The sequence below is a fragment of the Ancylobacter sp. genome, from assembly GCF_965249975.1.
In the GTDB taxonomy this organism is placed as follows: Bacteria; Pseudomonadota; Alphaproteobacteria; order Rhizobiales; family Xanthobacteraceae; genus Ancylobacter.
In genome coordinates this window covers 750,084-777,076 of the sequence record NZ_CBDFNE010000004.1, presented here as the reverse complement: position 1 = coordinate 777,076, position 26,993 = coordinate 750,084, and the positions used below count along the sequence as shown (strand labels likewise).

Annotated in this window: 29 protein-coding genes and 2 tRNA genes; 14 read left to right on the top strand and 17 right to left on the bottom strand. The window is 67.5% G+C overall.

Annotation, left to right across the window (positions count from 1 at the left end):
- Positions 1 to 3 precede the first annotated feature (3 nt).
- The 5 genes from ACP2AH_RS08225 to ACP2AH_RS08205 all read right to left on the bottom strand — a co-directional run bounded on the left by ACP2AH_RS08225 (position 4) and on the right by ACP2AH_RS08205 (position 3,567).
- Positions 4 to 999: a nucleotidyltransferase family protein gene (locus tag ACP2AH_RS08225; RefSeq protein WP_425105339.1), complete on the bottom strand. Its 996-nt coding sequence runs from the start codon at positions 997 to 999 to the stop codon at positions 4 to 6.
- Complete coding sequence (locus ACP2AH_RS08220) at positions 996 to 1,979, bottom strand: hypothetical protein (protein ID WP_425105338.1); 984 nt, start codon at positions 1,977 to 1,979, stop codon at positions 996 to 998. Before ACP2AH_RS08220 ends, ACP2AH_RS08225 begins: the two co-directional genes overlap by 4 nt.
- Positions 1,979 to 2,389, bottom strand: a complete 411-nt coding sequence (locus ACP2AH_RS08215) for a lasso peptide biosynthesis B2 protein (protein ID WP_425105337.1) — start codon at positions 2,387 to 2,389, stop codon at positions 1,979 to 1,981. Before ACP2AH_RS08215 ends, ACP2AH_RS08220 begins: the two co-directional genes overlap by 1 nt.
- The gene (locus ACP2AH_RS08210) at positions 2,386 to 2,670 is read right to left on the bottom strand and encodes a PqqD family protein (protein WP_425105336.1); all 285 of its coding nucleotides are present in this window, start codon (positions 2,668 to 2,670) and stop codon (positions 2,386 to 2,388) included. The genes ACP2AH_RS08215 and ACP2AH_RS08210 overlap by 4 nt, the downstream gene beginning before the upstream one ends.
- Before the next feature lie 624 nt (positions 2,671 to 3,294).
- Positions 3,295 to 3,567 carry a hypothetical protein gene (locus tag ACP2AH_RS08205; RefSeq protein WP_425105335.1) on the bottom strand — a complete coding sequence of 91 codons (273 nt, stop codon included), beginning with the start codon at positions 3,565 to 3,567 and terminating at the stop codon, positions 3,295 to 3,297.
- Between the two features lie 549 nt (positions 3,568 to 4,116).
- Between ACP2AH_RS08205 and ACP2AH_RS08200 the strand changes: the two genes are divergently transcribed.
- Both ACP2AH_RS08200 and ACP2AH_RS08195 read left to right on the top strand, forming a co-directional pair.
- Positions 4,117 to 5,184 carry a DUF6065 family protein gene (locus ACP2AH_RS08200; RefSeq protein WP_425105334.1) on the top strand — a complete coding sequence of 356 codons (1,068 nt, stop codon included), beginning with the start codon at positions 4,117 to 4,119 and terminating at the stop codon, positions 5,182 to 5,184.
- 244 nt (positions 5,185 to 5,428) lie between these two features.
- Complete coding sequence (locus tag ACP2AH_RS08195) at positions 5,429 to 7,228, top strand: ABC transporter ATP-binding protein (protein ID WP_425105333.1); 1,800 nt, start codon at positions 5,429 to 5,431, stop codon at positions 7,226 to 7,228.
- Between the two features lie 448 nt (positions 7,229 to 7,676).
- Here the strand turns inward: ACP2AH_RS08195 and ACP2AH_RS08190 are convergent, their stop codons facing one another.
- Both ACP2AH_RS08190 and ACP2AH_RS08185 read right to left on the bottom strand, forming a co-directional pair.
- The gene (locus ACP2AH_RS08190; protein WP_425105332.1) at positions 7,677 to 8,546 is read right to left on the bottom strand and encodes a prohibitin family protein; all 870 of its coding nucleotides are present in this window, start codon (positions 8,544 to 8,546) and stop codon (positions 7,677 to 7,679) included.
- A gap of 245 nt (positions 8,547 to 8,791) precedes the next feature.
- Positions 8,792 to 8,866, bottom strand: a tRNA-Gln gene (locus tag ACP2AH_RS08185).
- A gap of 175 nt (positions 8,867 to 9,041) precedes the next feature.
- Here ACP2AH_RS08185 and ACP2AH_RS08180 point away from each other — a divergent pair.
- A tRNA-Pro gene (locus tag ACP2AH_RS08180) sits at positions 9,042 to 9,118 on the top strand.
- 91 nt (positions 9,119 to 9,209) lie between these two features.
- On the opposite strand, the gene ACP2AH_RS08175 is transcribed toward ACP2AH_RS08180, so the two are convergent.
- The 3 genes from ACP2AH_RS08175 to ACP2AH_RS08165 all read right to left on the bottom strand — a co-directional run bounded on the left by ACP2AH_RS08175 (position 9,210) and on the right by ACP2AH_RS08165 (position 11,368).
- Positions 9,210 to 9,446 carry a hypothetical protein gene (locus ACP2AH_RS08175; RefSeq protein WP_425105331.1) on the bottom strand — a complete coding sequence of 79 codons (237 nt, stop codon included), beginning with the start codon at positions 9,444 to 9,446 and terminating at the stop codon, positions 9,210 to 9,212.
- Between the two features lie 246 nt (positions 9,447 to 9,692).
- Positions 9,693 to 11,192: a methyl-accepting chemotaxis protein gene (locus ACP2AH_RS08170; protein ID WP_425105330.1), complete on the bottom strand. Its 1,500-nt coding sequence runs from the start codon at positions 11,190 to 11,192 to the stop codon at positions 9,693 to 9,695.
- Positions 11,156 to 11,368 (bottom strand): CHASE3 domain-containing protein, encoded by a 213-nt coding sequence (locus tag ACP2AH_RS08165; protein WP_425105329.1) that lies wholly within the window; start codon positions 11,366 to 11,368, stop codon positions 11,156 to 11,158. Before ACP2AH_RS08165 ends, ACP2AH_RS08170 begins: the two co-directional genes overlap by 37 nt.
- A gap of 289 nt (positions 11,369 to 11,657) precedes the next feature.
- Here ACP2AH_RS08165 and ACP2AH_RS08160 point away from each other — a divergent pair, with 289 nt between their 5' ends.
- Positions 11,658 to 12,554: an amidoligase family protein gene (locus ACP2AH_RS08160; protein WP_425105328.1), complete on the top strand. Its 897-nt coding sequence runs from the start codon at positions 11,658 to 11,660 to the stop codon at positions 12,552 to 12,554.
- Between the two features lie 19 nt (positions 12,555 to 12,573).
- Here ACP2AH_RS08160 and ACP2AH_RS08155 read toward each other — a convergent pair whose 3' ends face one another.
- Positions 12,574 to 13,119, bottom strand: coding sequence for a ferritin-like domain-containing protein (locus ACP2AH_RS08155; protein ID WP_425105327.1), 546 nt, complete (start codon positions 13,117 to 13,119; stop codon positions 12,574 to 12,576).
- A gap of 98 nt (positions 13,120 to 13,217) precedes the next feature.
- Positions 13,218 to 13,832: a carbonic anhydrase gene (locus ACP2AH_RS08150; protein ID WP_425105326.1), complete on the bottom strand. Its 615-nt coding sequence runs from the start codon at positions 13,830 to 13,832 to the stop codon at positions 13,218 to 13,220.
- Positions 13,833 to 13,939: 107 nt separating this feature from the next.
- Here ACP2AH_RS08150 and ACP2AH_RS08145 point away from each other — a divergent pair, with 107 nt between their 5' ends.
- Positions 13,940 to 14,851: an MBL fold metallo-hydrolase gene (locus ACP2AH_RS08145; protein ID WP_425105325.1), complete on the top strand. Its 912-nt coding sequence runs from the start codon at positions 13,940 to 13,942 to the stop codon at positions 14,849 to 14,851.
- A 12-nt stretch (positions 14,852 to 14,863) separates the two neighbouring features.
- Here ACP2AH_RS08145 and ACP2AH_RS08140 read toward each other — a convergent pair whose 3' ends face one another.
- Both ACP2AH_RS08140 and ACP2AH_RS08135 read right to left on the bottom strand, forming a co-directional pair.
- Positions 14,864 to 15,649, bottom strand: a complete 786-nt coding sequence (locus tag ACP2AH_RS08140; RefSeq protein WP_425105324.1) for a DUF1499 domain-containing protein — start codon at positions 15,647 to 15,649, stop codon at positions 14,864 to 14,866.
- A gap of 23 nt (positions 15,650 to 15,672) precedes the next feature.
- Positions 15,673 to 16,401, bottom strand: a complete 729-nt coding sequence (locus tag ACP2AH_RS08135; RefSeq protein ID WP_425105323.1) for an HAD family hydrolase — start codon at positions 16,399 to 16,401, stop codon at positions 15,673 to 15,675.
- A 731-nt stretch (positions 16,402 to 17,132) separates the two neighbouring features.
- Between ACP2AH_RS08135 and ACP2AH_RS08130 the strand changes: the two genes are divergently transcribed.
- Together ACP2AH_RS08130 and ACP2AH_RS08125 are read left to right on the top strand one after the other, a co-directional pair.
- Positions 17,133 to 17,795, top strand: a complete 663-nt coding sequence (locus tag ACP2AH_RS08130) for an extensin family protein (protein WP_425105322.1) — start codon at positions 17,133 to 17,135, stop codon at positions 17,793 to 17,795.
- A 90-nt stretch (positions 17,796 to 17,885) separates the two neighbouring features.
- Complete coding sequence (locus ACP2AH_RS08125) at positions 17,886 to 19,268, top strand: aminotransferase (protein WP_425105321.1); 1,383 nt, start codon at positions 17,886 to 17,888, stop codon at positions 19,266 to 19,268.
- Between the two features lie 141 nt (positions 19,269 to 19,409).
- Here ACP2AH_RS08125 and ACP2AH_RS08120 read toward each other — a convergent pair whose 3' ends face one another.
- Positions 19,410 to 20,012: a L,D-transpeptidase gene (locus ACP2AH_RS08120; protein ID WP_425105320.1), complete on the bottom strand. Its 603-nt coding sequence runs from the start codon at positions 20,010 to 20,012 to the stop codon at positions 19,410 to 19,412.
- 294 nt (positions 20,013 to 20,306) lie between these two features.
- On the opposite strand from ACP2AH_RS08120, the gene ACP2AH_RS08115 reads away from it, so the two are divergent.
- Positions 20,307 to 20,555, top strand: a complete 249-nt coding sequence (locus ACP2AH_RS08115; protein WP_425105319.1) for a hypothetical protein — start codon at positions 20,307 to 20,309, stop codon at positions 20,553 to 20,555.
- Between the two features lie 207 nt (positions 20,556 to 20,762).
- Positions 20,763 to 21,740, top strand: coding sequence for a magnesium transporter CorA family protein (locus ACP2AH_RS08110; RefSeq protein WP_425105318.1), 978 nt, complete (start codon positions 20,763 to 20,765; stop codon positions 21,738 to 21,740).
- Between the two features lie 56 nt (positions 21,741 to 21,796).
- Here the strand turns inward: ACP2AH_RS08110 and ACP2AH_RS08105 are convergent, their stop codons facing one another.
- Positions 21,797 to 22,537 carry an SDR family NAD(P)-dependent oxidoreductase gene (locus tag ACP2AH_RS08105; RefSeq protein ID WP_244375222.1) on the bottom strand — a complete coding sequence of 247 codons (741 nt, stop codon included), beginning with the start codon at positions 22,535 to 22,537 and terminating at the stop codon, positions 21,797 to 21,799.
- Between the two features lie 62 nt (positions 22,538 to 22,599).
- Complete coding sequence (gene pdxH / locus ACP2AH_RS08100) at positions 22,600 to 23,226, bottom strand: pyridoxamine 5'-phosphate oxidase (RefSeq protein WP_425105317.1); 627 nt, start codon at positions 23,224 to 23,226, stop codon at positions 22,600 to 22,602.
- A gap of 132 nt (positions 23,227 to 23,358) precedes the next feature.
- On the opposite strand from pdxH, the gene ACP2AH_RS08095 reads away from it, so the two are divergent.
- The 5 genes from ACP2AH_RS08095 (at position 23,359) to ACP2AH_RS08075 (ending at position 26,976) form a co-directional block, all read left to right on the top strand.
- Entirely contained in the window at positions 23,359 to 23,751 is a 393-nt protein-coding gene (locus ACP2AH_RS08095) for an RT0821/Lpp0805 family surface protein (protein ID WP_425105316.1), read from the top strand.
- Between the two features lie 109 nt (positions 23,752 to 23,860).
- Positions 23,861 to 24,811: a DnaJ C-terminal domain-containing protein gene (locus ACP2AH_RS08090; RefSeq protein ID WP_425105315.1), complete on the top strand. Its 951-nt coding sequence runs from the start codon at positions 23,861 to 23,863 to the stop codon at positions 24,809 to 24,811.
- A gap of 118 nt (positions 24,812 to 24,929) precedes the next feature.
- Positions 24,930 to 25,745 carry an enoyl-ACP reductase FabI gene (gene fabI / locus ACP2AH_RS08085; protein WP_425105376.1) on the top strand — a complete coding sequence of 272 codons (816 nt, stop codon included), beginning with the start codon at positions 24,930 to 24,932 and terminating at the stop codon, positions 25,743 to 25,745.
- Between the two features lie 26 nt (positions 25,746 to 25,771).
- On the top strand, positions 25,772 to 26,392 hold the full coding sequence (locus ACP2AH_RS08080; RefSeq protein WP_425105314.1) for a hypothetical protein: 621 nt from the start codon (positions 25,772 to 25,774) through the stop codon (positions 26,390 to 26,392).
- A complete protein-coding gene (locus ACP2AH_RS08075) occupies positions 26,389 to 26,976 on the top strand; it encodes a histidine phosphatase family protein (protein ID WP_307021175.1) in 588 nt (195 codons plus the stop codon). The genes ACP2AH_RS08080 and ACP2AH_RS08075 overlap by 4 nt, the downstream gene beginning before the upstream one ends.
- Positions 26,977 to 26,993 lie beyond the last annotated feature (17 nt).

Sequence of the window (26,993 nt, the reverse complement as noted above, 5' to 3'; positions counted from 1 at the left end):
CCGTCATCGCCGGCGCGCCGGCCGCACATGTTGCAGCCCGCGGACCAGGGTGCGGCGGAGACGGGAGGCGATGCCGTGCTGCGGGGCGTCGAGGATCGCGGTCTCCGACAGGAGACGGGCGGCAAGCACGCGCGCAGGCGTCGACGGCAGGAGGGCTGCGATAGAGGCGGCCCGCTCATCGCCATAAAGCCGCGCGGCAAGATCGAGCGCGATGCCGGCCTCGAGCGCCCAGCCCCGTCGCACGGCCGTTTCGGCAAAGGCCTGCGCCGTCTGCGCCTCCATCGCCCGCGCGGCCTGCAGCACGTCGACGATGAGCCGCAGCGCGTGAAATTTGTGGCCGGCGGCCGCATGAGCCACGGCGACAATGAGCCGGCCAGCTGGCGCCTCGGCACCGCCGAACGCATAAAGGTCATCCAGCGACAGGGACACGGTGCGGCGCAGCAGCGGATAATGCACGAGGTTCAGGTGAACCTCGACCAGCACATTCGGGGCCTGACGGGCGGTCCATTTGAATTCGCCATAGGCGGCCGAATGGTCGATGGTCTTACGCGGAGCCGGCACGAAATCCAGCGCTTCGAGCGTCGCCTCGACCATCGCCCGGTCCTCGGGCTGCACCAGCATATCGATGTCGGTGAAAGGTCGGTCGGAGGCATGCGGGTAGAGCGCCGCGAAGGCGCGGCCCTTGACGATGGCGAAGCGCACCTGCGCGGGCGCCAAGCCTGCGGCGATGCGGCCGGCATAATGGGTCAGCAGCAAGCCGTGGGCGGTGAGCAGTTCCAATTCCCGATGCGCCTTATCGAGCGCCACCGCAGTTTCCGCCGTCCGCATCTCGCGAAGGCGGCGCCACAGGACGGGCAGCACGAGGTGCGCCCGCGCTGCCGCCAGCAGTTCCGGAACGGCGGCGGGAGAAAGGTTCGACAGATCCGGCCCCGGCCCCTCGGGATCGGATAGGGCGAGCAGCCAGCGGGCGTGGGCGGGGGAGAGCGGAGTTCGGCTCATGCCTGTGCGAGCCCCTGCCGAAGCGCCTCGCCGACATCGGCGAGCTCGTCGCCGACCTGCAGCTCATAGGTGGGCGCGTGGCCGACCGCCCGGCTCATGGCCACGAATCGCCTCAGATGGTGCTGGGGAACGCCTGTCGTCCCGCGATTGAGATTGTCGGCCGCAAAGCCGGAGAGAAAAACGTCGCGCGCCATCGGCTCGCAGCGCGTGCCCCCCGCCCGGCGCCCACCCAGCCAGACAAGCGCTTCCAGCGGCAGCACGAGGCCGGGCGGCGCCACGCCGAGCCCGCTGATGCGCGCGAGGTCAAGCGGCTGCTCGCCGGCGGCGTCCCAGTCGCCGCCAAGGCCTGATGCGAGCGCGGGCAAAAGTGCGGCCGTCGCCCGGTGGACTTTGGGACGGCGGGGAAGGCCCCATATGCCCACGCCCCCGGCACCGGGACAAAGCACCGCGCCATCATCCGACATCAGGCCGAAGCCCTGCTGGGCGAGAGCGAGCGCCGTCGTGGTCTTGCCCGCCCCGCTCGGCGCCGCCAGCAGAATGGCCCCGGTCCCGCCGGGCCGTACCAGAGCGGCGGCATGGACGAGTTGCTGCCCCACGCTGTCGAGCGCAGCCGCCATCATGAAGACGCCAGCCTGGCCCATCAGCAGTCTCTCACTGCCAGGGGCGACGATCGCCCGCCCAGTGCCACCCGCGCGATCGGCCTCGATACGCAACTCGCTCCCGCAAAGCAGGACGAGCGCGTCGGCCGACTCAAACAGGCGAAAAAGGGAGCCGGTTTCCGTCTGCCCCTCGTGCAGCACGAGCCCCTGCGTTCCAGCGATGTCGGGCAGACCGTGTTCGAGGCGCCATGTCGGCGGCCCGGCCACGGCAGGGTCGCGTTCGAGCCCGCTTAGGAGGGCGCGCAGGGGTGGAAGCAGGCAGGCATCGGAACCTTCCACCACCCAGCTCTCCACGCCAAGGGCAAAGCAGAGGCTGTGCATCAACCCACGTCCGGCAAGGAATGAATGAAGACCGTCGTCATTCCCGGGTTGGGAGGGTTGAGAACGACCTCATCCCCGATCACGATCCAGCAATGCACCACGCCATCCGGGGCCTTCAGGCCTGCCGCATCGACGCCGAAATGCAGGGCAGGCCGGTAGCCGGCACTGCGAAGGGCGCGAAAGGCCAGAAGCCCCTGCCGCAGGCAACGCCGGTCGCGCATCATCCACGGCCGCCGGGTCGCCGCGACCACGGCGGCGACGATCTCCGTCACCGGCAGGCCCTGCGCATCAACGTTGCGGAGCGGACGGTTCGCGAGCGCCAGCAGACCGGCAAAGTCCCGCCCCAGGACCCGAAGCGGCAGAAAGCGCGCCTCCCACCACAGCCGCCGACGCAACCCCGCCTGCTTCATGACGCGGAGGGCACCTGCTCTACGATGCCGTCGTCCAGAAGCTGCCGGCTCAGGGCAAGCAGATCCCGCTCCAGAACATCGCGATCAACGTGGAAGTCGTCCAAGAGCAGGGACGTGATCTCCGCCAGGGTTCGCTCCCCATCCATGGCGGAGAGCAGTGCCTGCGCCGTGGTATTCGCCGAGTAGAGCTGGCCACTGTCGATTCGCAGCACCACGGCGCTGTCACCGAGGGGCTGGAAGCTGGCGAGCGGGGAAACGCGAAGCACACAGTCCAATTCCAATTCGTCCTCCCCGCCAGCGTGTGGCGACACGTTGAGCGGTCTCACATGCCACGCGCGGGCCACACGCACCAGAGGCTGCGTGGTGTCGACATGCAAATGCGAACGGGCCGCCGTGCCGGCCTCTCTGGAGCCGATTGACACCCTACCTGAGTAGTGATGTGAATCAACGTTGCGATTTAAGTCGAAACAGGGGGTTGGGAATGAAGAAGCCTTACGTGCCGCCAATGGTCACGCCGACGGTTCGGTTGACCGCCGCGTCGTATGCCGATCCGGTTGTCCCGGTGTCGGGCGCGCCAGTCTTACCGCCAGGCTGAGGATCCGAGCGCAGGCGCGCCGCGCCGCGCGTTTGCCGTTTCCGCCATCACGTACTCATCCCCGGCGCGTCAGGCGTCGGGGATTTTTCTTTCCCGAATGGCACGCAGCGCCGACCGCAGAACCAGCGCGGCGTTCGCAAGCGAATGCGTTGCTGCCGCCGCGCGCGATCCAGGGCACCGCCCTATCTCACACCGGCGGGTCGTATGGCTGTGTCGACAATGTGACGCGCGGTACCAAATTCGCGCCGCCCGCAGCTTCCTCTTTGGCCAGCGTTGACACCCCAATTGGGCGATGACATGTAAACGAATGTTACGATTTTACGTCGAAATATGGGGTTTGGGGAATGAAGAAGACATATGTGTCGCCGACGGTCACGAAGACGGTTCGTTTGACCTCCGCGTCGGAACCCGTACCGGTAGTGCCGGTGTCCGGGGCGCCGCTCGTGCCGCCGACCTGAGGGGTGTAGCGCGTGCGCTTCTGCGCCGCGCCTTGTCGTCCTGCTATCACATGGGCATCTCCGGCACGATAGTCGCCTGAGATGCCTTTTTTCTGATGAATTATTCGACCTCTGCGCCACAGCATGGGCGGGGTTTGCAAGGCGCGCAGTTGCGCGCCAGGGCACCGGCCCGAAGGCGCATGGCCTCCCTTTTTCGCACAGCAACGCGCACGGCTGTGTCAGCGAAACCACACCGAAGTACTGCTTAGCGTGCCATGCTGCATGCTTCCCCTTGGAGAGCGTTGACACCGCAATTGGGCAATGTGATGTGAATCAATGTTGCGATTTAAGTCGGAACATGGGGGAGTGAATGAAGAAACCATACGTGCCGCCAGCGGTCATGCAGACCGTTCGGCTGAGTTCAGCATCGGCGCCTGCGCCGGTTATCGCGGTGTCCGGAGTGCCGTTTGTGCCGCCCGCTCCGCCCCCGCCGCCTCCTCCCCCGCCGCCACCGCCTCCTCCGCCGCCACCGCCTCCTCCGCCGCCGTGAGGCTTGGCGCGTGGACGTGAGCGCCGCGCGACGTGGTATTTCAAACCTTGTAGGCCCATCCTTGTCGGGATGGGCCTTGTGTATGTGCGCATCATCTCACGGCGGCATGTACGTCTCGCGCGCCGGCTGACATGGGAACGCGGACATGGCTGGGCTGCGCCTCGACTGCTATCCCCTGTTCGCGGACCCGCCGCTCATCGTTCCCGGCGCCTCCGAGCGCGACTGGATGGACGGCACGCCGGACCGCTTCGCCTATCGCTGCACGCCGCTCTCCATCGCCAATGCCTCAGGGTGGGAGCTCATCAATCCCGTCGACCTGACCGCGAGTTGGAATGGCGGCGCCGGCCTGGAGGATATCGTCGTCCGTGCCGACGATGGCAGCGTGCCCGCCTATGCGTCGTCGCATTTCGGCTCCGGCATACTCACCTTCCAGACCGGCTATCTCTTCCGCACCGACCCGGACTGGGTGATCTGGTGCCGCGGATCGCCCAACCGCATGAAGGCCGGTATTGCGCCGCTCGACGGCATCGTCGAGACCAACTGGGCACCGTTCACCTTCACCATGAACTGGCGCTTCCTCCAGCCCGGCAGCGTGCGCTTCGCGGCCGGAGAGCCGTTCTGCTTCTTAAGCCTCTGGCCCAGCGTGGCGCTTGAGGATGTGACGCCGCGCCTGCGCCCGCTGGCGTCCGACCCCGATCTGGAACGGGAATATGCCAGCTGGCGGGACTCCCGCCTGACCTTCAACCGGAAACTGGCGCAGCAGGACCCGGAGGCGCAGGCGCAGAAATGGCAGCGCTTCTACCTGCAGGGCCAATCCCCCACCGGCCGACTGCGAGCGACGGACGACCACCGCATCAAGCGTCGTCTCGCAGCCCCCGAACGGGACGCCCGCTTCGGCGATCTGGCGCCGCAGGGCGTGAGCTATGTGCATGGGCAGGCGGGCGACCACGGCACGGCGCAGGCGGACGGCGTCGGCCTCGATGAGACCGCCGTGTTCAAAGCCGTTGCGGCGCAGACCGCCGGCGACGAGGCTACAGAGATGAACGAGACGGCGCAAAGCGCGGTCGCGCTGATGGACGGCACCCGTTCCATGGGCGACATCATCGACACGCTGCTCGACGAGTTCGACGTGGAGCGGGCGACTCTGGCGGCGGATCTGCTCCAGCTGGCGGCGGATCTGCTCGCCCGCCACGCTATTACCCGAGTCGGCTGAGAGCCCCCCTCCCCACGCGATTGTCCGCGCCGGCGGATCATGGTATCGGTGGGGACAGTGATATTGCGAACCAGGGAGGGGCGCGCATGACTATTCTGTTTCGTCGGCCCACCCCGGCTGTGATCCGGCACGGCTAGTTCGGCAGGCTGCGGAGCCGCGCTCCCCGGCCGCACCATCATCTATTTCCCGCTCTGAGCTGATTTTTGTTCGCAGGAGAGGCGCGCCTGTCGCGCCTGCGTTCCCCATGTCCTTCCCGTCCCAACGCGGCAGCGACGCGCTGCGCAATGTGCTCGCCTTCACCTTCCGCCACTGGGCGCGCCGCTGGCCTGTGGCGGCCGGCATTGGTGCGGCCATCGTGCTGGCAACGCTGACCGAGATTTTCGTGCCGCTCTATGCCGGCCGGCTGATCGACGCCCTCACCGCCGGCAAGAGCGAGGCGCCCGCCGCGCTGCATGCCTTTGTCATGATGGCGGGGCTCGGCCTCGTCATGGTGCTGCTGCGCCATCTCGCCTGGTGGGGCGTGGTGCCGCTGACGCTGGGCATCATGTCGGATGTGGTGCGCGAGGCCTTCCACCGCGTGCAGCGCTTTTCCAGCGACTGGCACGCCAACAGCTTCGCCGGCTCCACCGTGCGCAAGATCACTCGCGGCATGTGGGCGCTCGACGTCATGAACGATGTGCTGCTGCTCTCGCTGCTGCCCTCGCTGGTGGTGCTGGCCGGCACGGTTCTGCTTTTGATGCTGCACTGGCCGGTGATGGGGCTGGTGATGGCGGTCGGCGCGCTTGCCTATGGCGCACTCACCGTCACGCTCGCCACCCGCGTCGTCGCGCCGGCGGCCCGGCTCTCCAATGCGTGGGACACCCGCATCGGCGGCATCCTCTCCGACACGCTCGGCGCCAACCAGGTGGTGAAGGCCTTCGGCGCCGAGGCGCGGGAAGATGCCCGTCTCGAGGCGGTGGTGGTACGCTGGAGGCGTCGTGTCCAGCGGACCTGGATGCTTCACACCTGGAGCGCCAGTGGCGAGTTCGCCTTGCTCTGGGTGGTGCGTACCACCGTCACCGCCACCGCGTTGTGGCTGTGGTGGCAGGGCCGCGCCACGCCGGGAGATGTCACCTATGTGCTGACCACCTATTTCGTGCTGCATGGCTATCTCCGCGAGATCGGCCAGCATGTGCACAATCTTCAGCGGGCGGTGAACGACATGGAGGAGATGGTCGAGCTGCACGGCCTCACCGCCGGGGTCGCCGACCGCGATGCGGCGCAGCCTCTGGCGGTGCGCGGCGGCGAAGTGCGCTTCGAGCACGTCACCTTCCATTACGGCCAGCACGCCGCGCCGCTGTTCGAGCGCCTCGACGTGCGGATCCCGGCCGGGCAGCGCGTGGGCCTTGTCGGGCCGTCCGGCTCGGGCAAGACCACCTTCGTCAAGCTGCTGCAGCGGCTCTATGACGTCAGCGGCGGCCGGGTGCTGATCGATGGGCATGATGTGCGCGAGGTGGCCCAGGCCTCGCTACGCCAGCAGATCGCCATCGTGCAGCAGGAGCCGATCCTGTTCCACCGCACCTTGGCGGAAAACATCGCCTATGCTCGGCCCGACGCCAGCGCGGCCGACATCGAGCGCGCGGCACGGCTCGCCAATGCGCATCAGTTCATCGAGCGGCTGCCGAAGGGCTACCGCACGCTGGTCGGCGAGCGGGGCGTGAAGCTCTCCGGCGGGGAGCGCCAGCGCGTGGCCATCGCCCGGGCCTTCCTCGCCGATGCGCCGATCCTCATTCTGGACGAGGCGACCTCCAGCCTCGATTCGGAATCGGAGGCCGCGATCCAGCAGGCGATGGAACGGCTGATGCAGGGGCGCACGGCCATCGTCATCGCGCACCGGCTTTCCACGGTGCGGGCGATGGACCGCATCCTCGTTTTCGAGCATGGCCGCATTCTTGAGGATGGACGGCATGACGATCTGCTCGCGCGTCGAGGCGGTCGCTACCGGCGCCTTTTCGAACGGCAATCGGACGGAATGGCGCAGATCTCGCAAACGCAGGTGGGATGAGCGGCGGTTAGCGGAACAACCATGCCCCCCGCCGGCTCCGACTGGCGCCATTTCGCAGGCGAACAGGAGGGCCGGCGGGGACACGGGTGGCAGGCCTCCTGCTGTCCAGCCGGAGCCTGTTCCGGTTTCGCGGAGTAGCCTTTAGGGTCACCGCCGCTATGCGCCGTCTGAGTTCCGCGAGCCAGCGTCGGCCTGGCGGGACAACCAACGTCGAGCGGAGAGATGCCCTCGGCGCCGGCGGCCCAAGGCGAGCGCCCTCAACCGTGCGCCCTCGGCGACAGCGTCGGTGCGGAAGACTTCGGGGCGGGCGAGGCAGAGGTGCTTTTCACGGCTCGCAGTCGTCGAAAGGAACTTCGTCAATCGACGGCAGTCGAACCTCCGGGTTCGCCGGATCTGCCTGTGGCCCCGGCGGCCTGATACAGCGGGTTGTTGCGCTTGCGCGTCTCGATCATGGCTGCGCCTGAAGAGACAGGAAGGGCACAGTTGAGCCGGGCGGCATGGTGGCCGGCAGCTTTCCGTCCCACTTCTCCGCTGTGGTGAGCGGCACAAGGTGGGGGTTGTCGCGCACGGCCTCGCCCTTGGCACGGATGGCGAGCGCTTCGGCCTCGCCGCGAAGGCGTATGGCGTCAGCCTCCGCCTGGGCGGCGGCGCGAACGGCGTCGGCGGACGCGTGAGCCTGCGTCACGACGATCTCGGCCTGCACCTTCTCGCGCTCGGCATTCTGGCGGAGTTTCTGAACCTCGACTTCGGCGAGCATGCGTTGCTCGATCGACTTCTCGTAAGCGTCGCTGAAATCGATGTTTTCGATCTGGACCGCCTCGATGGTCACGGGCGCGTCGAGCGAGCGGATGCCTTCGTGCACGGCCGCCGCTATGTCGGCATTCAGACGGGTTCGCTCCTGAATGGCGGTCACGGCGTTGTAGCGGCCGAAGACGTTCTTGACCTGCTCTTTTACCTTGGGGGTGATGATGCGATCCGCGACACGCTGGGTGTCGCCGAAGCGGCTGTAGAGATCCGCCACCTCGGTCGATGGCACCCGATAGATGACCGACAGATCTATTTCGGCGGGCTGTTGATCCCGGGAATAGGCGGGCAACTGTTCGTATTTGATGACCTGCGTTTCGAGCGGCACCGTGACCACGCTGTCTATCAGCGGCAGTTTGAAATGCAGGCCGGGCTCGGCCTCGCCGATAAATGCGCCGTGGCGCAGGATGACGCCGCGCTCGCGCTGATCGATCGTGTACCAACCGCCCACCAATAGTGTGAGGCCGAGCAAGAGCGCGATGCCGCCTGTGAGGAGGGAGACGACGCGGGTCATTCGGTTTCTCCTTTACGCGTGGGGTCGAACCATGACGTAAGGCCACGGGCGGTCAGCAGGGCTACCACGATGGCGCCAATGAAGGTAAGGGCCGCCATCGTTAGACCCTCATTGGCATGAGCACGCAGAGGGCATCGGCGGCTTGAGCGCGGCAGGAGATGGTGGGAGAGCCGGGATCGGCGAGCTTTCTGATCGCGAATTTCGGTCGAGCCGAGAATACCGCGCCTTGATTTTAAGAAGATTTTTGGCTGGGGCGGGAGGATTCGAACCTCCGCATGGGGGAATCAAAATCCCCTGCCTTACCGCTTGGCGACGCCCCAATGGTCGCGCCGCAATCGGCGCGTTCCGTCGGGGCGGACATAGCCACAGCTTGACGCCGCTTTCAACCTCGACGCATTCGCCGGCCACAACAGGCTTATCCACTGCTCACTGCGCAAGTGGTGGTGGGGCCCTTGCCGGGCGGCTCATTGCCATGTTACAGGCTGCGCGCCGCGGCGGAGTGTAGCGCAGCCTGGTAGCGCACCTCGTTCGGGACGAGGGGGTCGCAGGTTCAAATCCTGCCACTCCGACCACGCGGACCCAAGACATCTCAAGGTCTTGGGACATGGGCACACCAGGGCCCCTGAGAGATGCCCTCCCAAGGGCGCAGAGAAATCTAAGCCCCTATTCGAGGTCGTCCGGCACATTGCCGTAACGCACGATCTCGACCGCTGGCTGAAAATCCCCGATGTTCGGGTCGCCCGTCCGTGAAAAAGCGACCACGCCCGCCTTCTGGCCCTTCAGCCCGCGCGCCATGGCTTCCGCCTGCCCCCGGCTCTGCGCCTCGCGCGGCTCTTCGGCGATGAGGTCACCTTCCTCATTGGCGACGAAGGACAGCACGACATAATAGGTGGTGGACATGGCCGGGACTCCTGGCAGCGGACCGGGCGCCGGTAGATCGGGCCGAGTGCGCCGCCGCCAGCGCGCCTGAAGTAGGCTCACCCATCGCGACACGCAGAAGGGGTCTGTAAAGACCCCTCCGCCTCACTACCCGCGCCTCTTCCGCCCTCGTGAACGCTCTGGCCGCGCGGGTCAAGCACATACGAGCCGTTAAGCTCCGCCTCGATCGGGGCCGCAGCATGTGCGGCCCCGCTTCCGGTCGAACGTTCAGCCCGCGCGCAGGTTCTGGACGAACTCGGCGACTTCGCGCTGTAGGTCGCCGGCGCGCGAGGACAGCGACGTCGACAGCGAGGAGAGCTGAGTCGACGCTGCGCCCGTCATCTCCGCCGAGCGACCGACGCCGGCCATGTTGTCGTTCACCGCGCCGGTACCGCTGGCCGCCATATGCGTGTTGCTGGCAATTTCGCGGGTGGCGGCGGCCTGCTCTTCCACCGCCGTGGCGATGGCGGTGGTGACATCGCGGATCTGGGTGATCGTGCCGACGATCCTCTCGATCGAGCCGACGGTGCGGCTGGTCGATTGCTGGATGCCCTGCACCTTCACGCCGATTTCCTGCGTCGCACGGGCAGTCTGCTCGGCGAGCTGCTTCACCTCCTGCGCCACCACGGCGAAGCCGCGGCCCGCCTCGCCCGCCCGCGCCGCCTCGATGGTGGCGTTGAGCGCGAGAAGGTTGGTCTGGGCAGCGATGTCGGTGATGAGATTGACGACTTCGCCGATCTTGCTGGCGGCGTCGGACAGCTCGCGGATCTCGCTGGCGGCGCGGGTGACTTCGTCCGAGCCGGAGGCGGCGAAGGCGGCGGCCTGTGTGACCTGCGAGCCGATTTCGCTGATGGACGAGCTCATCTCCTCCGTCGCGCTGGCCACCGTCTGCACATTGGTGGAGGCTTCCGCCGCCGCATTGGTCACCGCGACCGCCTGGCGCGAGGTTTCCTCGGCCGTGTCCGAGAGGTTGCGCGCCGCCACCGACACCTCGCTGGAGGAGGAGGCAACCTGGTTGACGATGCTTTCCATATTGGCGACGAAGGATTGCGCCAGCCGGTCGCGCCGGGCCATCGCCGCACGCTCGGCTTCGGCACGGGCGGTTGCCTCGCGGCGGGCGTCCTCGGCTTGGGCAAGGCTATCGCGGAAAGCGAGCAGCGCGTTGCTGATAGCGCCGATCTCGTCCTTGCGCTCCGTGTAATCGACGGGAGTAGCGAAGTCGCCGCCCCGGATGCGCTCCATGCCGGTCACCGTCGCACGGATCGGCAAGGCGATCAGCTTGTTCAAGGTGAAGGCCGCGCCGATACCGATGAGGACGATGACCAACACAGAGAACCCGACAGCGAACAGGATCATCCGTTCGGCCGCGCGCATGTCGTCCTGGCGGACGGTGAGCAGGGACGCTTCGGCCTGACCCAGCTCGGCGACGAGAGCACGGATCTTGTCGAAATAGGCCTTGCCCTTGCCGGCATATTCAACCTCACGGGCGGCCTCGGCTTGCCCCGCCTTCATGAGACCGATGGCATAGGCAGCCACATCGCGCTGCCAGGCTTCGACCTGCTGACGGACGGCATCGAGCCGCTGCTGCTGGACCGGATTATCGCTGGTCAGCGACTTCGCTTCCTTCCAGTTGGTGACGAAGGCGCTTTCACCGGCCCGGAGCGGATCCAGATTGCCGTCCTTGCCGGTGATCAGATAACCGCGAAGGCCGGTTTCCTGATCGACCATAGCGGCATCCGGTCGACACGGTCCAGCACCTCATAGGTGTGGACGGTCCAGCCCACATTCTGACTGACGGTGGACTGCGCGTTCAGGATGACCCCGCCGGTGACAAGGCTGGCAATGAGGACGAGCCCGAATGCCAGCATGATCTTTGTGCGGATCGCAAGATTCTTCACGTTCATTCGAGGTCTCCGGCGCTGCGGGCTAGGCCGCGCAGCCGCTGTTTGGCTGTATGAGGAGTGGGTTGACACTGATGCGGACGATGAGCGGCGAAACGAAGAGGCGGAGACGCAATGGCGCTCACGCTCCTCCCCTGCTCCAAGATCGGCGGCATGGCTTGCGCGAACCTGACGCGTATTGGGGGGCGTTTCCCATCGTCAGGCAGGCGCCTCTGGCGCAGCGATCACCATCTGGAAACGACGCGCTTCTTGCCCATATGCCGGTGATGAGCCAGCCGCCTTGGTGCCGCGCGTGAGCGCGCCTTCGCCGATTTTTCAGCCCCTGCCCGCGCCGCTGATCGGAGATGGTCGCGCGCGGCTGGTCGGTGTCGAGATTGAATTCACGCGCCTGTCCGAACGCGGGGCGGCAAAGTGCCTTAGTTCCATCATCGGCGGCAGGGTGGAGGAGGAAGACCCGCACGCCTTTCGGCTCACGGGTTCACGGCTCGGCGATCTCGGCATCGAACTCGACATGCGCCATGTCCATCCCGGACGCGAGGGCCCGGGCCGACGACTGGGGCCACTCGCGCTCTGGCTCGGCGCAGTGGTGAGCCCGCTCGTGCCGCGCGAACTCATCACTGGGCCCTTGCCGGTGGAGAGGCTCTGCGAACTGGATGGGGTGGTTCAGGCGCTGCGCGCGGCAGGAGCGGGGGGCGAAGGGGTGATACTCACCGATTCGCTCGGCCTGCATTTCAACGTCATGCCGGAAGCCACGGATGGCGGAACGCTGCTGCGGCTGCTGCAGGCCCATCTGGTGAGCGAGCCGGCCTTGCGCCAAGCGACACTGACGAGCCGGCTGATGCGCTTCCACGCGCCACCGCCCTACCCCGCTGACTATGTCAGGCGGGTCCTTTCAGCCGACTACCGGCCCGACCTCGCCACGCTCTGCGCCGACTATGTCGCGGCCAATCCAACACGCAAGCGCTCGCTCGATCTGCTGCCGCTGTTCCTGGAGCTGTTCCCGGCCATCGGGCACCGCATCAGCGGGAAGGTGAAGCCGCGCGCCGTGCTGCATTACCGGCTGCCTCTCGCCTATGTCGGCCGGCCGGGCTGGAGTCTGGCCGCCGACTGGAATCGCTGGGTGGCGGTTGAGGCTCTGGCCGCTAACCCCGGCCGGCTCGCCGAGGCGTGCCGGCAGGCCCTTGGATAGGCTGGCGACTCGCTGCCGTTCAGCTGGCGATCGCCACCGGGAGCTGTCCGCGAACGCCGCAGCCCAGCGCACGGGGATTGAGGCGCTTCTCGGCGAGCAGGCGCAGCATATCGGCGACGCGCTGATGATGGGCCAGCCCCGCCTGAAGCAGGCGGCAGCAATCCGTCCGGCCGACGCCCGCGAGGCTGGCGATAAGGCCGGCATAGCGCGCGGCGGTATAGGCCGCAGCTGCCTGCACCGCGCCAGCGATGGCGATGTCCAGCACATGATCGTCGTCAATCTCGCCGGCCAACTCCTCCGCGCTGATGAAGATGCCGTCAATCGCCGGCGATTCCGCGACATGCGGGCGGCAGTCGCGGCGGCGGCAGACTTCCTCGATCTGCACAATATTGCCGTTGCTCGCGGCAAGACCGTCTTCGAGATCGCGGCGCAGCGCCGGATCGGAAACCTTGCCGGCCAGGGCAGCGAGCGTCTTGGCAATCCGGCGCTCGGTGTAGAGAAGCTCGCCGAGCCCCTGGATCAGGAGATCGTCAAGCGACCTTATATCTTTTGAGAGCAGTCCCACGGCACATCCTCCCGCCTTTTGGCTGATGGACCAGCATCGCCAGTCGAGCGCCAAACGCGGATGCGGGGTGGAAGTTCCGGGCGTCTCAACCGAAAGTATCAGGCGGGGGCGAAGGTGCCGTCCGCACCCAGCCGCTCCAGAACGCCGGTGGCGACGGCGAAATAGGCGCCTTGCAGAGCCAGCCGGCCATCGTCGAGCCGCTCCCGCACCCAGGGGAAGGTCGCGAGATTGCGCAGGGACAGCTTGACGCACTGGTACTCGACAATGGTCCGCCGCTCGGCCGGATCGTCGCTGAGATTGAGGGCGATATCGCGCGCCGGCCCGCCGATGCGGATCCAATCAGGCAGGAAGTCCTGCGCCTGCGGCGGAGCACCGTCGATCAGTGCCCCGGCGCCGCCGCACAGCGCATGGCCCAGCACGACGATCTCCCGCACCTCAAGCACCCGCACGGCGAACTCAATGGCGGCGCTGGTGCCGTGGTGCTGGTGATCCGGCGTCGAATAGGCCGGAACCAGATTGGCCACATTGCGCACGACGAACAATTCGCCCGGCCCGGCGTCGAAGATCATGGACGGGTCGACGCGGCTGTCGGAACAGGCGATGACCAGTGTCTGTGGTTTCTGCCCCAGAGCCGCCAGCCGTTCAAAAAGCGCCTTGCGCTCCGGCCAGCCGGTGGCACGGAAGCGGTGATAGCCGTCGAGCAGTTTGTCCATCCCTCACCCTTGCGATAGGCAGTCCGCGCAGTAGCTGAATAGACGTGCCGGGGCCGGCGTGCAAACGCCATGCCCGGACCGCACGGACGCGCAAGCCGGAGGCACCGATGGCAGACGACATTCCCTTCGAGCGGCGCTTCACCGCCCTGCCGGGGGTTGTGGAAGAGGTGGCGCCGGGCGTGCGCCGTGTGCTCGCACCCAATCCCGGGCCGTTCACCTTCACCGGCACCTGCACCTATATCGTCGGGCGCGGCGAGGTGGCGGTCATCGACCCCGGCCCGGACGACGCCTCGCATGTCGCCGCCGTGCTGGCGGCGGTGGAGACGGAGACGGTGACGCATCTCTTCCTCACCCACACCCATCGCGACCACAGCGGCGCGCTGGCGGCGCTGCAGGCGGCGACGGGTGCGCCGACCTATGCCGAAGGCCCGCATCGCGCCGCCCGCCCGCTGCACGCGCAGGAGATCGGCACGCTCGACGCGGCCGGCGACCGGGGCTTTCTGCCCGATGTGGCGCTGGCCGACGGCGCCCGGGTGGAAGGCGCCGGCTGGACGCTCGCCGCACTGGCAACGCCCGGCCACACCGCCAACCACATGGCGTTCGTGCTGGAACAGGCCGGGGCGATCTTCGTCGGCGACCATGTGATGGGCTGGTCGACCACGGTGGTGGCGCCGCCGGACGGTTCGATGAACGAGTATATGCACTCGCTGCGGCGGCTCGGTGAGCGGCCGGAGACGCTCTATTTCCCAGGCCATGGCGGCGTGATCACCCAGGGGCCGGCCTTCGTCGAGCGCTTCCTGCGCCACCGGCTGGCGCGCGAAACCGCCATCCTGCGGGCGCTGGAGCGGGGGCCACGCACCATACCGGACATTGTACGGGCGATCTATTTCGGCCTCGATCCCCGCCTCACCGCCGCGGCGGGGCTCTCAACCCTGGCGCATCTCGAAGATCTCGTAGAGCGCGGCGACGTGCTCACCGACGGCCCGGCCGTGCTCGCCGGCCTCTACCGACTGCCCTGAGCCGCCAAGGCGTCAGCGGCGCAGCGGTCGGCCCTGCTGGTCGGCCAGCTCTGCGAAGAGCTGGGAAATGCGCCTTGCATTGGAACCGAAATCGGCGTCGCCGCTGCGCGCGGCGGAGCGGATATCGACCCGCGTGCCGGTGGCGATGGGCCGAACGCGGATGACGAGATCGTCGCGCAGGCCGAAGGGCAGGCTGCGCGCCACCGCTTCCAGCCGTCCGTCGCGCCCGTCGCGCGGCGGCACCGCCTCGACCACCAGCCATTTGTGCCGCTTCGCCAGCGCCAGCAGGCCGCGGTAGATTTCCTCCGGCGGCGCGTCGAAGCTCATCGGCTTGATGCCGGGATAAAGGTCCAGTTGCAGGGCCGCCATCCGGTCGCCGGGATAGGCGAGGCTGTTGGCGGCGCGCGAGCGCACCGTGCCGAGGGTGACGAAGGACGGCGGGTCCTCGGTGTCGGTGGTCACGTCCGGCAGGTTGCGCACACCCATGCCGAGCGCGGCCACGGTCGCTGTCGGCATGATCAGCACCAGCGCCAGCGCCGCCGCGCCGATCACCCGCCACAACCCTTTCAGCCCGTCGTTCCAGATCACCACGAAGCCCGCCAGCGCCAGGACCAGCGCGAGCACCGCCACCGCGACGCCGGCCAGCACGGTGTAGAGCGCGCTGCGGAAATCCAAGGTCTCGGTGGCGAACAGCGCGGCGCCGATGAAGGTGACGGGGAAGGCGAAGATGGCGGTGCGCAGGCTCCATACGGCGAGCCGCGACATGCGTTCCTCGATGTAGAGCCTCCGGCGGATCATCGCTGCCCCTCCCCCCGCCCGTCTCAGGCCACCGCCGGCCCGGCCGCGTGCGCACCGAGGAGCAGCGCGGCCAGTTCCTCCACCGAATCCACCACCAGATCGGCCTCATGCGCGAAGTCGTCCACCGGCGCTGGCCCGCAACGCACAAGGATCGCCATCGCGCCCGCCGCCCGCGCGGTCTCAAGATCGTGCCGGGTGTCGCCGACCAGCGCGATGGCGGAAGCCGGCAGGCCGGTGAGCGCGGCGAAGGCGTCGATCATCCCGGGGTTGGGCTTGGAGCCATAGCCCGAATCATGCCCGTACACCGCGCTGAGATAGGGTGAGAGACCGAGCCGGTCGGCCTGCAGCCGCGCATTGGGCTCCGCGTCATTGGTGGCGATGCCGAGCGGCAACCCAACTGCATGCAACCGCGCCAGCGTTTCGGCAGGACGGCCGATGGGGGTGAGGTAGCGCGAGCCTTCCTCGCAGAACAGGTGATCGACCTGTTCGTAGAAGTCTGCATCGGCTGCCCGCGCCAGGATGTCGGCCCAGAGCGGCCCATATTGGCGCGAGGACCCGGCGATGAGCGGCGAGGTCTGAAGGAAGCGCCGCTCATCGGCGACATAATGGCTCGCGTCAAACAGCCGTTCCAACGTCTGACCGTCCGCGCCAGCCAGACGCCGCATCACAGCACCGGCGGCCGGTCCCCAAGTGTGGTCGAAGTCGACAAGAGTACCATCCTTGTCGAACAGAATGCCGCGAGGAGCGTTCACAGTCTGTCGCAATCCAGTTCGTCCGGGCAGGCAAGCCGGCAATGGAGGCCTGATAGCATGGATTTTCCCCGGCTCCCATCCGCCCACCGCAGCGCCCTGTCCGGCATTGCGGGACTGGCGCTACTGGCTTCCGGCGCCGCGCCACTCGCCGCCGAGCCAGTGCAGGAAATCAAGCGCTCGATTGACGAGGCCGGCACAGCGGTGAACCGCCAATTGGGCGACTGGCTGGGGGTGGCGCCGGACCGGCCGGCCCGCGCGCGCAACGCGACGCGTGCCAAAGCAGCGGCCATTCCCCTGCCGCCGCCGCGCCCGCACGACATCGCCGCCGAGCCCCCGGCGACGTCGATGCCTGAGGCCAACCCGAAGGTTGCCGAGCCCGTGCCCCCGGTGGCGGTGGCGCCCGCCTCACCTCCGCGCGATCCCCGCCCAGGCCGAGGCGGCGCGCCGGCGGAGCCCGCAGCCACCGCTGAGCCAGCGACGGCGATACCCGCGCCGGCTGGGCCGCCCGCCCCAGAATCATCAGCTGCCGCCGCCGAGCCAACGGCGGAGAAGGCGGCGACGGACCAGGCGACGATAGGGACGGCTCCCGTTCCCCTGCCCCCGCCATCACCCGAGCCGCGCCTTGCCGCTCTGCCGCCGCCGGCTCCAGCCGCGCCGACGGCCGCCCCGAGCCGTCGGCAAGCGCGCCGGCGCCCACCATCTGCCCGGAACTCTCCAACGAATCGCTCGGCGTGTTCACGCCCGTAGCGGTGACCGCCACCAACACCGCCTGCACGGTGGACCGGGGCGTTTCCCTATCCGCCGTACGGATGAAGGACGGGCGGCTGGTGACGCTGGAGCCGGCGGCGACGCTGCGCTGCGAAATGGCTGCCGCTGTGGCGCGCTGGGTCCGCGAAGGGATCGAACCTGCGGTGGCAACGCTCGGCGCGCCGCTCGACACCGTACTCGTCGCCGGCTCGCAGCAATGCCGTCCGCGCAACCGCGTTGTCGGCGCCCGCACCAGCGAGCACGGGCGCGGCAATGCGATGGACACGCGGGGCTATGTGCTCAAGGACGGGCGGCGCTTCGTCATCGGCGCCCCCATGCCCGGCAGCGGCGACGCGGCCATGCCCGTGGCCTTCCAGGAACGGATCAAGGCCAGCGCCTGCGCCGACTTCACCACCATCCTCGGCCCCGGTTCGGACGGCTATCACGAGCAGCATCTGCACGTGGATCGGGCGGAGCGCCGCAGCGGGGCCGTGCTGTGCCAGTGGGCGGTGACCGAAGCGACGGCCAAGGTGCCGAGCCCGCCGCGTAAGCCGGACGCGCCCGCCGCGACAGACGCTGCGGAAGGGGCGGATGAGGAGGCGCCGCCCGCCGCCAACGGGCGCGAAAACCCCGGCACAAGTCAATAGTTCGGGGGTTCCGACCAAGGGCCGGCTTCCGGCGCGCGCGTCGCCGCTCTAGGGTGGGAACGGTTCCACCCGGCCGGCGGAGTAGCTGCCATGCTTACCAATCTTCAGGCTCGCGACGTCGAGACGCTGATTCATCCCTATACCAACCTTGTCGCCGTGCGCGAGACCGGGCCGCTGATCCTGGAGCGCGGCAAGGGCGTGTGGGTGCACGATGTCGACGGCAAGCCCTATCTTGAAGGCATGGCCGGCCTCTGGTGCACGGCGCTCGGCTACGGCAATGAAGAACTGGTCGAAGCGGCGGCGACGCAGATGCGCAAGCTGCCCTTCACCCACATTTTCGGTGGCAAGAGCCACGACCCCGCAATCGAACTGGCGGAAAAGCTGAAGGAGATCGCGCCCGTGCCGATCTCCAAGGTGTTCTTCACCTCGTCCGGCTCCGAGGCGAACGACACCCAGATGAAGCTGGTCTGGTACATGAACAATGCGCTCGGCCGGCCGAAGAAGAAGAAGATCATCGCCCGCATGCGCGGCTATCACGGCGTGACCATCGCCGCGGCCTCGCTGACCGGCCTCGCCGGCAACCATAATGACTTCGACCTGCCGATCGCGGGTATCCGCCACACGACTGCGCCGCATCACTATCGTCTGGCCGAGCCGGGCGAGAGCGAGGAAGATTTCGCCACCCGCCTCGCCGCCGATCTCGAAGCCCTCATCATCGCCGAGGGACCGGAGACGGTCGCCGCCTTCATAGCCGAGCCGGTCATGGGCGCGGGCGGGGTGATCGTGCCGCCGGCGACCTACTACCCGAAGATCCAGGCCGTGCTGAAAAAGTACGACGTGTTCTTCATCGGCGACGAGGTCATCACCGGCTTCGGGCGTCTCGGCACCGCCTTCGGCAGCGAAGCGATGGAGATGCGGCCCGATTCGATCTCGGTCGCCAAAGCTCTGTCCTCGGCCTACCAGCCGATCGGCGCGGTGATGGTGCCCGAACTGATGTATGAGGCGATGCTCACCGAGAGCAGCAAGCTCGGCAGCTTCGGCCATGGCTACACCTATTCCGGCCATCCCGTGGCCGCCGCCGTGGCGGTGAAGACGCTGGAAATCTACGAGCGCGAGAGCATTTTCGAGCGCGTGCGGGCGAAGATCCCGCAGTTCGACGCCCGCCGTGCCGCGCTGGAAGATCACCCGCTGGTGGGCGAGGCGCGCGGCAAGGGTCTGGTGGGCGCCGTCGAACTGGTGGCGGACAAGAAGACCAAGCGCCAGTTCGACCCCAAGCTGGGCATGGCGGCCAAATGCGTGGCCTTCTGCCAGCAGGAAGGGCTGATCCTGCGCAACGTGTTCGGCGACGCCGTCACCATCTGCCCGCCGCTGGTCATCTCCCCGGCGGAGATCGACGAATTGTTCGACCGCCTCACCCGCGCGCTCGACAAGACGCTGGACTACGCCGTGCGAGAGAACCTGCTGGCGGCCTGACGTAAAGGGGCCCCGGCCGCGCGCCGGGGCCCCGCCCTTCCGGATGCAATGGCGGGCGGCAAGCTCCTAAAGCACCGCACCGACAAACAAAAAGGGCGCTGCCAGCGGCAGCGCCCTTTTCATTTGAACCCGTCGCGTTCGTCAGAGAACGACGACGTTCGCGCCCTGCGGCACGCGGGTGTAGAGGTCGATCACGTCCTCGTTGAGCATGCGGATGCAGCCCGAGGAAATGGCCCAACCGATATATTCCGGCTGGTTGGTGCCGTGGATGCGGAACAGCGTGTCCTTGTTGCCCTGGTAGAGATAGAGGGCGCGGGCACCCATCGGATTGTGCGGGCCGGGGCCGACGAAGTTCGGAATGCCGGCAAGGCGCTGCTTGATTTCCGGGGTGGGGGTCCAGGTCGGCCATTCGGCCTTGCGGCCCACCTTGGCTTCACCCTTGAAGGCGAGGCCTTCTTCGCCGACGGTCACGCCGTAGCGGATCGCCTTGCCATTGTCCTCGACCAGATAGAGGAACTTCTTGTCGGTATCGACGACGATCGTGCCGGGCTTCTCAGTGCCGGCATAGTCGACGATCGAACGCTGGAACATCTCCGGCGGCTGAACCTTCTTGTAGGGTGCGTCCGCCAGCAGCTTCTTGTCCCGCGGCGTCAGCGACGCCTCGGGAGCCGGCTGGCGCTGCGCATTGCTGCACGCCGCCAGAAGAACCGCCAACAGGACCACCGCCGCCCCGCGCAAAACCATATCCAAAGCTCCGAATCCCGCCACGCGCCATGCGCGTCAAATCGCTCGCTGTTCGTCGATTAACCCATGTGGGACCCGCCTTGAAGGGGCCACATGACTGCCACCGGTTCGTCGCCATAAGTTGTTGCGAAAAAACATCACTTCCGTTGGAAGAGGTCCAAAATGCCGGGATGAAGCCGGCTAAGCGCCAAGAGGCCTTATCTCCGACCGCGACTTTGCATATTTTTGACGCAGTCGACGCCCACTTCGTCGGCAACCGCCCGCAAAGGCGGGGAGTTCAACCTGGAGAGTGTCATGTCTACCGACGAAGAAAGCCCGGCCCAACAGAGCCGCGCCCCCGAATCCCGACCGAGCGAACGCTGGGACCGCGCCGAACAGAGCGCGCATTGGCGCGAGATCGGCATTTCCGCGGTTGCCGCTGCGGCCCGCTACGCCTCCTCCAAGAAGACGGTATCCGATGCCCCCGTTTCGGGCGCGGCGCGGACCGATGATACGGAAGCCAAAATCGTCACGCTTCGCGACGTAGAATATTTCGCGGCCTGAGGCCGCCTCTTCCCCCAGAGACGCTGAACGACGAACCGCCCCCTCTCCGGGTGCTGCGCAGATGCGCGCCCGGACTGGACAAGGCTCGCCTGATTCGCGCCGCGATGACGGCTATGGTGCGGCCCTGCGCCTTTTGCGGAGGGCCGGCTGGCATGTGTCTGCGATCCAGAGCATGGTCGGCGCCGCCGCGACCCTGCCGGAGAAACCATGATCACTGCCTATTGCGTCCGCGACGGACTGCTCGCCCCTGTTTCCGTACGGACCGTGGACGACATGCCGGCGGACGCCGTCTGGGTCGACCTGTTCCGCCCCTGTGAGGGCGAGGACCGGATCATCGAGGCGGCTCTTGGCCTTTCCGTGCCGACACGGGAGGAAATGGTCGAGATCGAGCCGTCGAGCCGCCTGCGGGTGGAGAACGGCGCGCGCTACATGACTGGCTCCATCGTCTGCAACAGCGACGGCGAACGCCCTTCCCTGGCCGAAATCTCTTTCATCCTCGCCGGAAACCGGCTCACCACGGTACGCTATGACGAGCCGACGCCGTTCCGCCTCGTCGTGGCCAAGCTCGACCGTGCCTGCCCGCCCGGCACACGCGGCGACCGGCTGCTGCTGATCATGCTCGACACCATCATCGACCGCGCCGCCGACATCATCGAGCGGCTCTCGGGCGATATCGACGCCGTGTCGCGCCAGGTGTTCGAGGAGGCGACGGACCGGCCGAGCGACAGCCGGCGCTTCCGCACCATATTGAAACTGCTGGGACGGCGCGGCGATCTTGCCTCCAAGGTGCGCGAGAGCCTCGTGTCGATGGGCCGCCTCGTCACCTTCCTGTCCACCGAGAGCGAGGCGCAGCGGTTCGACAAGGAACAGCGCGCGCTGCTGAAGAGCATGCAGCGCGATGTCGGCTCGCTGAACGACCATGTTTCCTATCTCGGGAACAAGATCACCTTCCTGCTCGACGCCACGCTCGGCATGGTCGGCATCGAGCAGAACAACATCATCAAGATTTTCGCGGTGCTCTCGGTGGTGCTGATGCCGCCGACGCTTATCGCCTCGGTTTACGGCATGAATTTCCAGCACATGCCGGAGCTGGACGAGCGCTGGGGCTACCCGCTTGCGCTGGCGGGGATGCTGGCGGCGGCGGTTGTGCCGTATCTGTTCTTCAAGTGGAAGCGCTGGCTGTAGCGCCGTCATCCCGGACCGGCGGGCGCCTTCCGGGATGACGGGATGTCCGGCACGACTCAGACGTGCTGGCCGCCATTGATGTGGATTTCCGCCCCGTTCAGATAGGACGAGGTCTCGGTGCACAGCACATAGATGATCTTGGCCACCTCGTCGGGCGTGCCGAGCCGCTGCATGGGAATCTGCTCCACCAGCTTCTCCGTGCCGGGCGAGAGGATCGAGGTATCGATCTCGCCGGGGGCGATAGCGTTCACGCGCACGCCAAGCGGGCCGAAATCGGCCGCCATTTCGCGCGTCAGGCCGGCCAGCGCCGCCTTGGAGGTCGCATAGGCCGCCCCGGCGAAGGGATGCACCCGCGAGCCGGCGATGGACGTGACATTCACCACCGCGCCATGGGTGCGCTTCAGTTCTTCCAGCAGGCCGCGCGCCAGCAGGATGGGGGCGAAGAAATTCACCTGGAACACGCGCCGCCAATCTTCCTCCGGCGTGTTCAGCGTGCCGAGCCGCGCCCCGCCCGCGCCCTTGGGCGAGATGCCGGCATTGTTCACCAGCGCGTGGAGTTGGCCATCGGGCAGGCGATTCTTGATTTCCTCCACCGCCCGCAGCGTGTCGGCGGGGTCGGACAGGTCGACCTGGATGTGGTCTTCCGGCCCCATCTCCCAGGGACAGTTTTCCGGGAAGGCGTGGCGCGAACAGGTGATGACGCGCCATCCGGCAGCGGAGAACCGCTTGACGGTGGCGTGGCCGATGCCGCGGGAGGCGCCGGTGAGCAGGAGAGTGCGGCGAGGCTGGTTGTTCATGGGCGATGTCTAGCTCAGCGACGGGGCGGTGTCAGGGGACAAGGCCGCCAGGGAAAGGCCGATCAGGGGTAAAGTCGCGTTTTGGTCCATTCCGGCGCCTCGGCAGTCTCGCGCGCGAAGACGACGCGATCATGCAGGCGGAACGGCCGGTCATGCCAGAATTCGATTTGCAGGGGGCGGATGCGGAAGCCGGTCCAGTGCGGCGGGCGTGGCACCGTGCCGAGCGCGTATTGCGCTGTCACCTTCGCCACCGCCGTCTCCAGGGAAAAGCGCCCTTCCATCGGCCGCGACTGCTGGCTGGCCCAGGCGCCGATCTGCGACAGGCGCGGACGGGAGGCGAAATAGGCGTCGGCCTCCGCCTCGCTCACCTGCTCCACCGGGCCGCGCACGCGCACCTGGCGGCGTAGCGACTTCCAGTGAAACACCACCGCCGCCTTGGGCATGGCGGCAAGCTCACGGCCCTTGGCGCTGCCGGTATTGGTGAAGAACACGAAGCCGCGTGCGTCGCGCTGGTTCAGCAGCACCGTGCGCACATCCGGCAGGCCGTCGGCGTCCACGGTGGCGAGCGCCATGGCGTTGGGGTCGTTGGGTTCGCTCTCCTTCGCCTGCGCAAACCATTCCTCGAACAGCAGGAAAGGCTCGGTGGCAGCGGTGAAATCACCGGATGTTAACTGTTCGGACGCTTCCATAACGACAACTTCGGACGGTCGAGCACGGGACCCATGGCAACGTTCCACAGGTGGCGAGAGCAGGCGGCGCGCGAACGGGACAGCGCGCGTCCTCCATATACGCTTCCGGCATCATTCCGCACAGCACCCAGCATGCTGACTTTGGTCGGCGCGGCGCTTCTGGTCGCCGGCTGCGCCACCGGGCCAGACCTCGACACGCTGGCGACCGGCTCGGTGACGCCCAGCGCCTACGCCCGCGAGCCAGTACCGAAAGGCATTAACCCCGATGACTGGGCCGCCGCCCGCACCGCCCTCGCCGAGGCGCTGCGCGAGAAGCAGGCAGCCCCCAGCGTGCCCTGGGAGAACTATGCCAGCGCCACGCGCGGCACGGTGACGCCGCTCGGCGCAACGGGCGACGACGGCAAATGCCGTGAATTCCTCATGAGCTTCGTGCGCGAGAAACAGGAAGACTGGCTTCAGGGCGAGGCCTGCCGCGCGGGCAAAAGCGGTTGGAAGGTCGACCAGGCCCGCCTGCTCGACCGCTAAGCCTTTCGCGCGGCGATCTCTGCACCTGCGGGCCCGCGGAGCCGTTGCATCCCCGCAACACCCTCCCTACATGGAGGGAAGCCGGAACCGCCGGACGAGATTACCATTCATGCGCGATCCCTATGACATTCTCGGCGTGGCCCGTAACGCCGACCAGAACGAAATCAAGCGAGCCTTCCGCAAGCTCGCCAAGAAGCTGCATCCCGACGCCAACAAGGACAACCCGAAGGCGCAGGATCAATTCGCCGAGCTGAACGCCGCGCACGAAATCCTTTCCGATGTGGAGAAGCGTGGCCAGTTCGATCGTGGCGAGATCGACGCCGAAGGCAAGCCGCGCGGCTTCGAGGGCTTCCCCGGCGGCGGCTTCGGGCGCGGCTTCCGTCGCCCCCCGCCGGGCGATTCCGCGTATGAGAGCTTCTCGTTCGGCCCCGAGGGCGCCCGCCGCTCCGGCCATGGCCCGCATGACGCCGGCGGCTTCGACGACGTGATCGCCGATATTCTCGGCGGCCTTGGCGGGCGCGGCCGGGGACGCGGCGCAGGGGGAGAAACCCCGCGCGGCGGGGATGTCGACATCACCGTGCCGGTGGCGCTGGAGCGCATTGTCGAAGGCGGGTCGGTGAAGGTCCACCTGCCCAATGGCCGCGTGGTCGAGGTGAAGATTCCTGCCGGGGCCGTCGAAGGTCACCGCATGCGGTTGAAGGGACAGGGCGAGCCGAGTCCGTTCGGCGGCGCCCCGGGCGATGCCTATGTGGTGGTGGCCTATGCCCCGCACCGGCATTTCCGCATCGAGGGTACGGATTTGCGCACCGATGTGGCGCTGCCGCTCGCCGATGCGGTGCTGGGCGGCAAGGTACGGGTGCCCACGCTGGGCGGCGAGGTCTCGCTCAACGTGCCCGCGCATACCCAGTCGGGCCGCACCTTCCGCCTGCGCGGCAAGGGCCTGCCCAAGGCGGATGGCGGCTTTGGCGATCTGCTCGCCACCATGCGGATCATGCTGCCGGAGGCGCCGGACCCGCAGCTGGAAGAACTGATGCGCAAGCGGCGCGACGGCACGGGCTGAGCTCTGCCGCCTGCGCGTCCCCCTCGCGCGCGACCGCTCGCTTGAGCGGGTCTTGCTGCTGTGCGATAGGAACCTGCGCCCGGAAAGACGGGCAACGGTACGGAGCATCGTGACGAGCATGGCATCGGGCGGATTGATGAGCGGCAAGCGCGGCCTGGTGATGGGAGTGGCGAATAATCGCTCCATTGCCTGGGGCATTGCGAAGGCGGCCCACGCGCAGGGGGCGACACTCGCCCTCACCTATCAGGGCGAACCACTGCGCAAGCGTGTCGAGCCGCTCGCCGCCGAGCTCGACGCGACCATTGTCGGCCATTGCGACGTCACCGACCCCGCCACCATCGACGCGGTCTTCGCCGAGACGGAGCGTCAGCTCGGCGGGCTGGACTTCCTCGTCCATGCAATCGCCTTCTCGGACAAGAACGAGCTCGACGGCCGCTATGTCGACACCACGGCGGAGAATTTCAGCAAGACCATGCTGATCTCCTGCTACAGCTTCACCGCCGTCGCCCAGCGCGCGGAGAAGCTGATGACCAATGGCGGCTCCATGCTCACCCTCACTTATTACGGCGCCGAGAAGTGGATGCCGCATTACAATGTGATGGGCGTCGCCAAGGCGGCGCTGGAGGCGAGCGTGCGCTATCTCGCCGCCGATCTCGGCCCGAAGAACATTCGCGTCAACGCCATTTCCGCCGGACCCATCAAGACGCTGGCGGCCTCCGGCATCGGCGATTTCCGCTATATTCTGAAGTGGAACGAGCTCAACGCCCCGCTGCGCCGCACCGTCACCATCGACGAAGTGGGCGACACGGGGATGTATCTGCTCTCCGATCTCGGCCGCGCCGTCACCGGCGAGGTGCATCACGTCGATGCCGGCTATCATATCGTCGGCATGAAGAACCCGGACGCACCCGACCTCACCCTCGACCGGGACTGAGCCGACCCCCCAGCGGAGCACGCGCCATGATGAAGGCCCGCCTGATATCGCTCTTCCGCCACGCCCGGCCCGCGCTCGCGGCCGGGGCGCTGGTGTTTGCCCTCGCCAGCGCCCAGCCGGCAGCGGCGCAGTCCGGGCCGATCATCGTCAACCCGCCGCCGGGCTCGGGGCTCTCAAACCTGCCCTATGTTCCCCCGCCGGACGCGCAGGACAGCGGCGTGCCGCCGACCTTCCAGCAATATCCGCTGATCAACCGCATCTTCGGCTTCGGCGGCGCCATCTTCCCCGGCTATGTCAGCCCCAGCGACGGACGCGACGACCGGGATCGGCGCGGCTATCTCACCGGCGGGCGCCAGGGGCCGGTGCTGTTCGCGGCCGGCTCAGCCGATTCGCTGTGCCAGATGACTCAGGCCCCGCAGGTGAAAGTGCTTTCTGCACCGCCCGGCGTGAAGCTGAACTTCAGCATCGGCAAATTCACCGCCACCGGCGTCGATGGTGGCTCCCATCGCTGCGTGGGTCGCACCGTGGGCGGCGTGCTCGTCACGTCCAAGGGCCGCGCCCCCGCCGGCTCCACGGTGACGCTGCGGGTTTCCTACCCGTTCAAGCGGATCAGCTACACGCATGTCGTGAGCCTGCCTTCCAAATGACCCGACGCATCTTTCTCGTTCGGCATGGCGAGACCGACTGGAATCTCGCCGGCCGCCTTCAAGGCTCGCATGACATCCCGCTGAACGATCTTGGCCGCGAGCAGGCGGCGGAGACGGCGCGGGTGGTGGAACGTCTCAGCGGCGGCGCGCGCCATCTCGACTTCGTCGCGAGCCCGCTCAGCCGTGCCGCGCAAACCATGGCGATCCTGCGCGCCGAACTCGGCCTGCCGCCGGATGCCTTCCGCCGCGATGCCCGCCTGCGCGAAATCACCTTCGGCCGCTGGGAAGGCTCCACCTGGCCGGAACTGCGCCGCCGCGACCCGGTGAGCCTTGCCGCCCGCGATGCCGATCCGTGGAATTTCTCTCCCCCCGGTGGCGAGAGCTATGCCGAGCTTTCGACGCGTGTGCTGGAAGCCGTTGCCGAACTCACCGGCGATGCGGTGGTGGTGACCCATGGCGGCGTGGTGCGCGCCATGCTGCACGCCTTCGCCGGCATGCCGCCGGCCCAGGCGGTGGAGCTTCCGGTGCGCCAGGGGGCGGTCTATCTCATTGAAAACGGCGCGTTCGAACTCGCCGTCGCCTGACATTCTTGCGGAGAGCA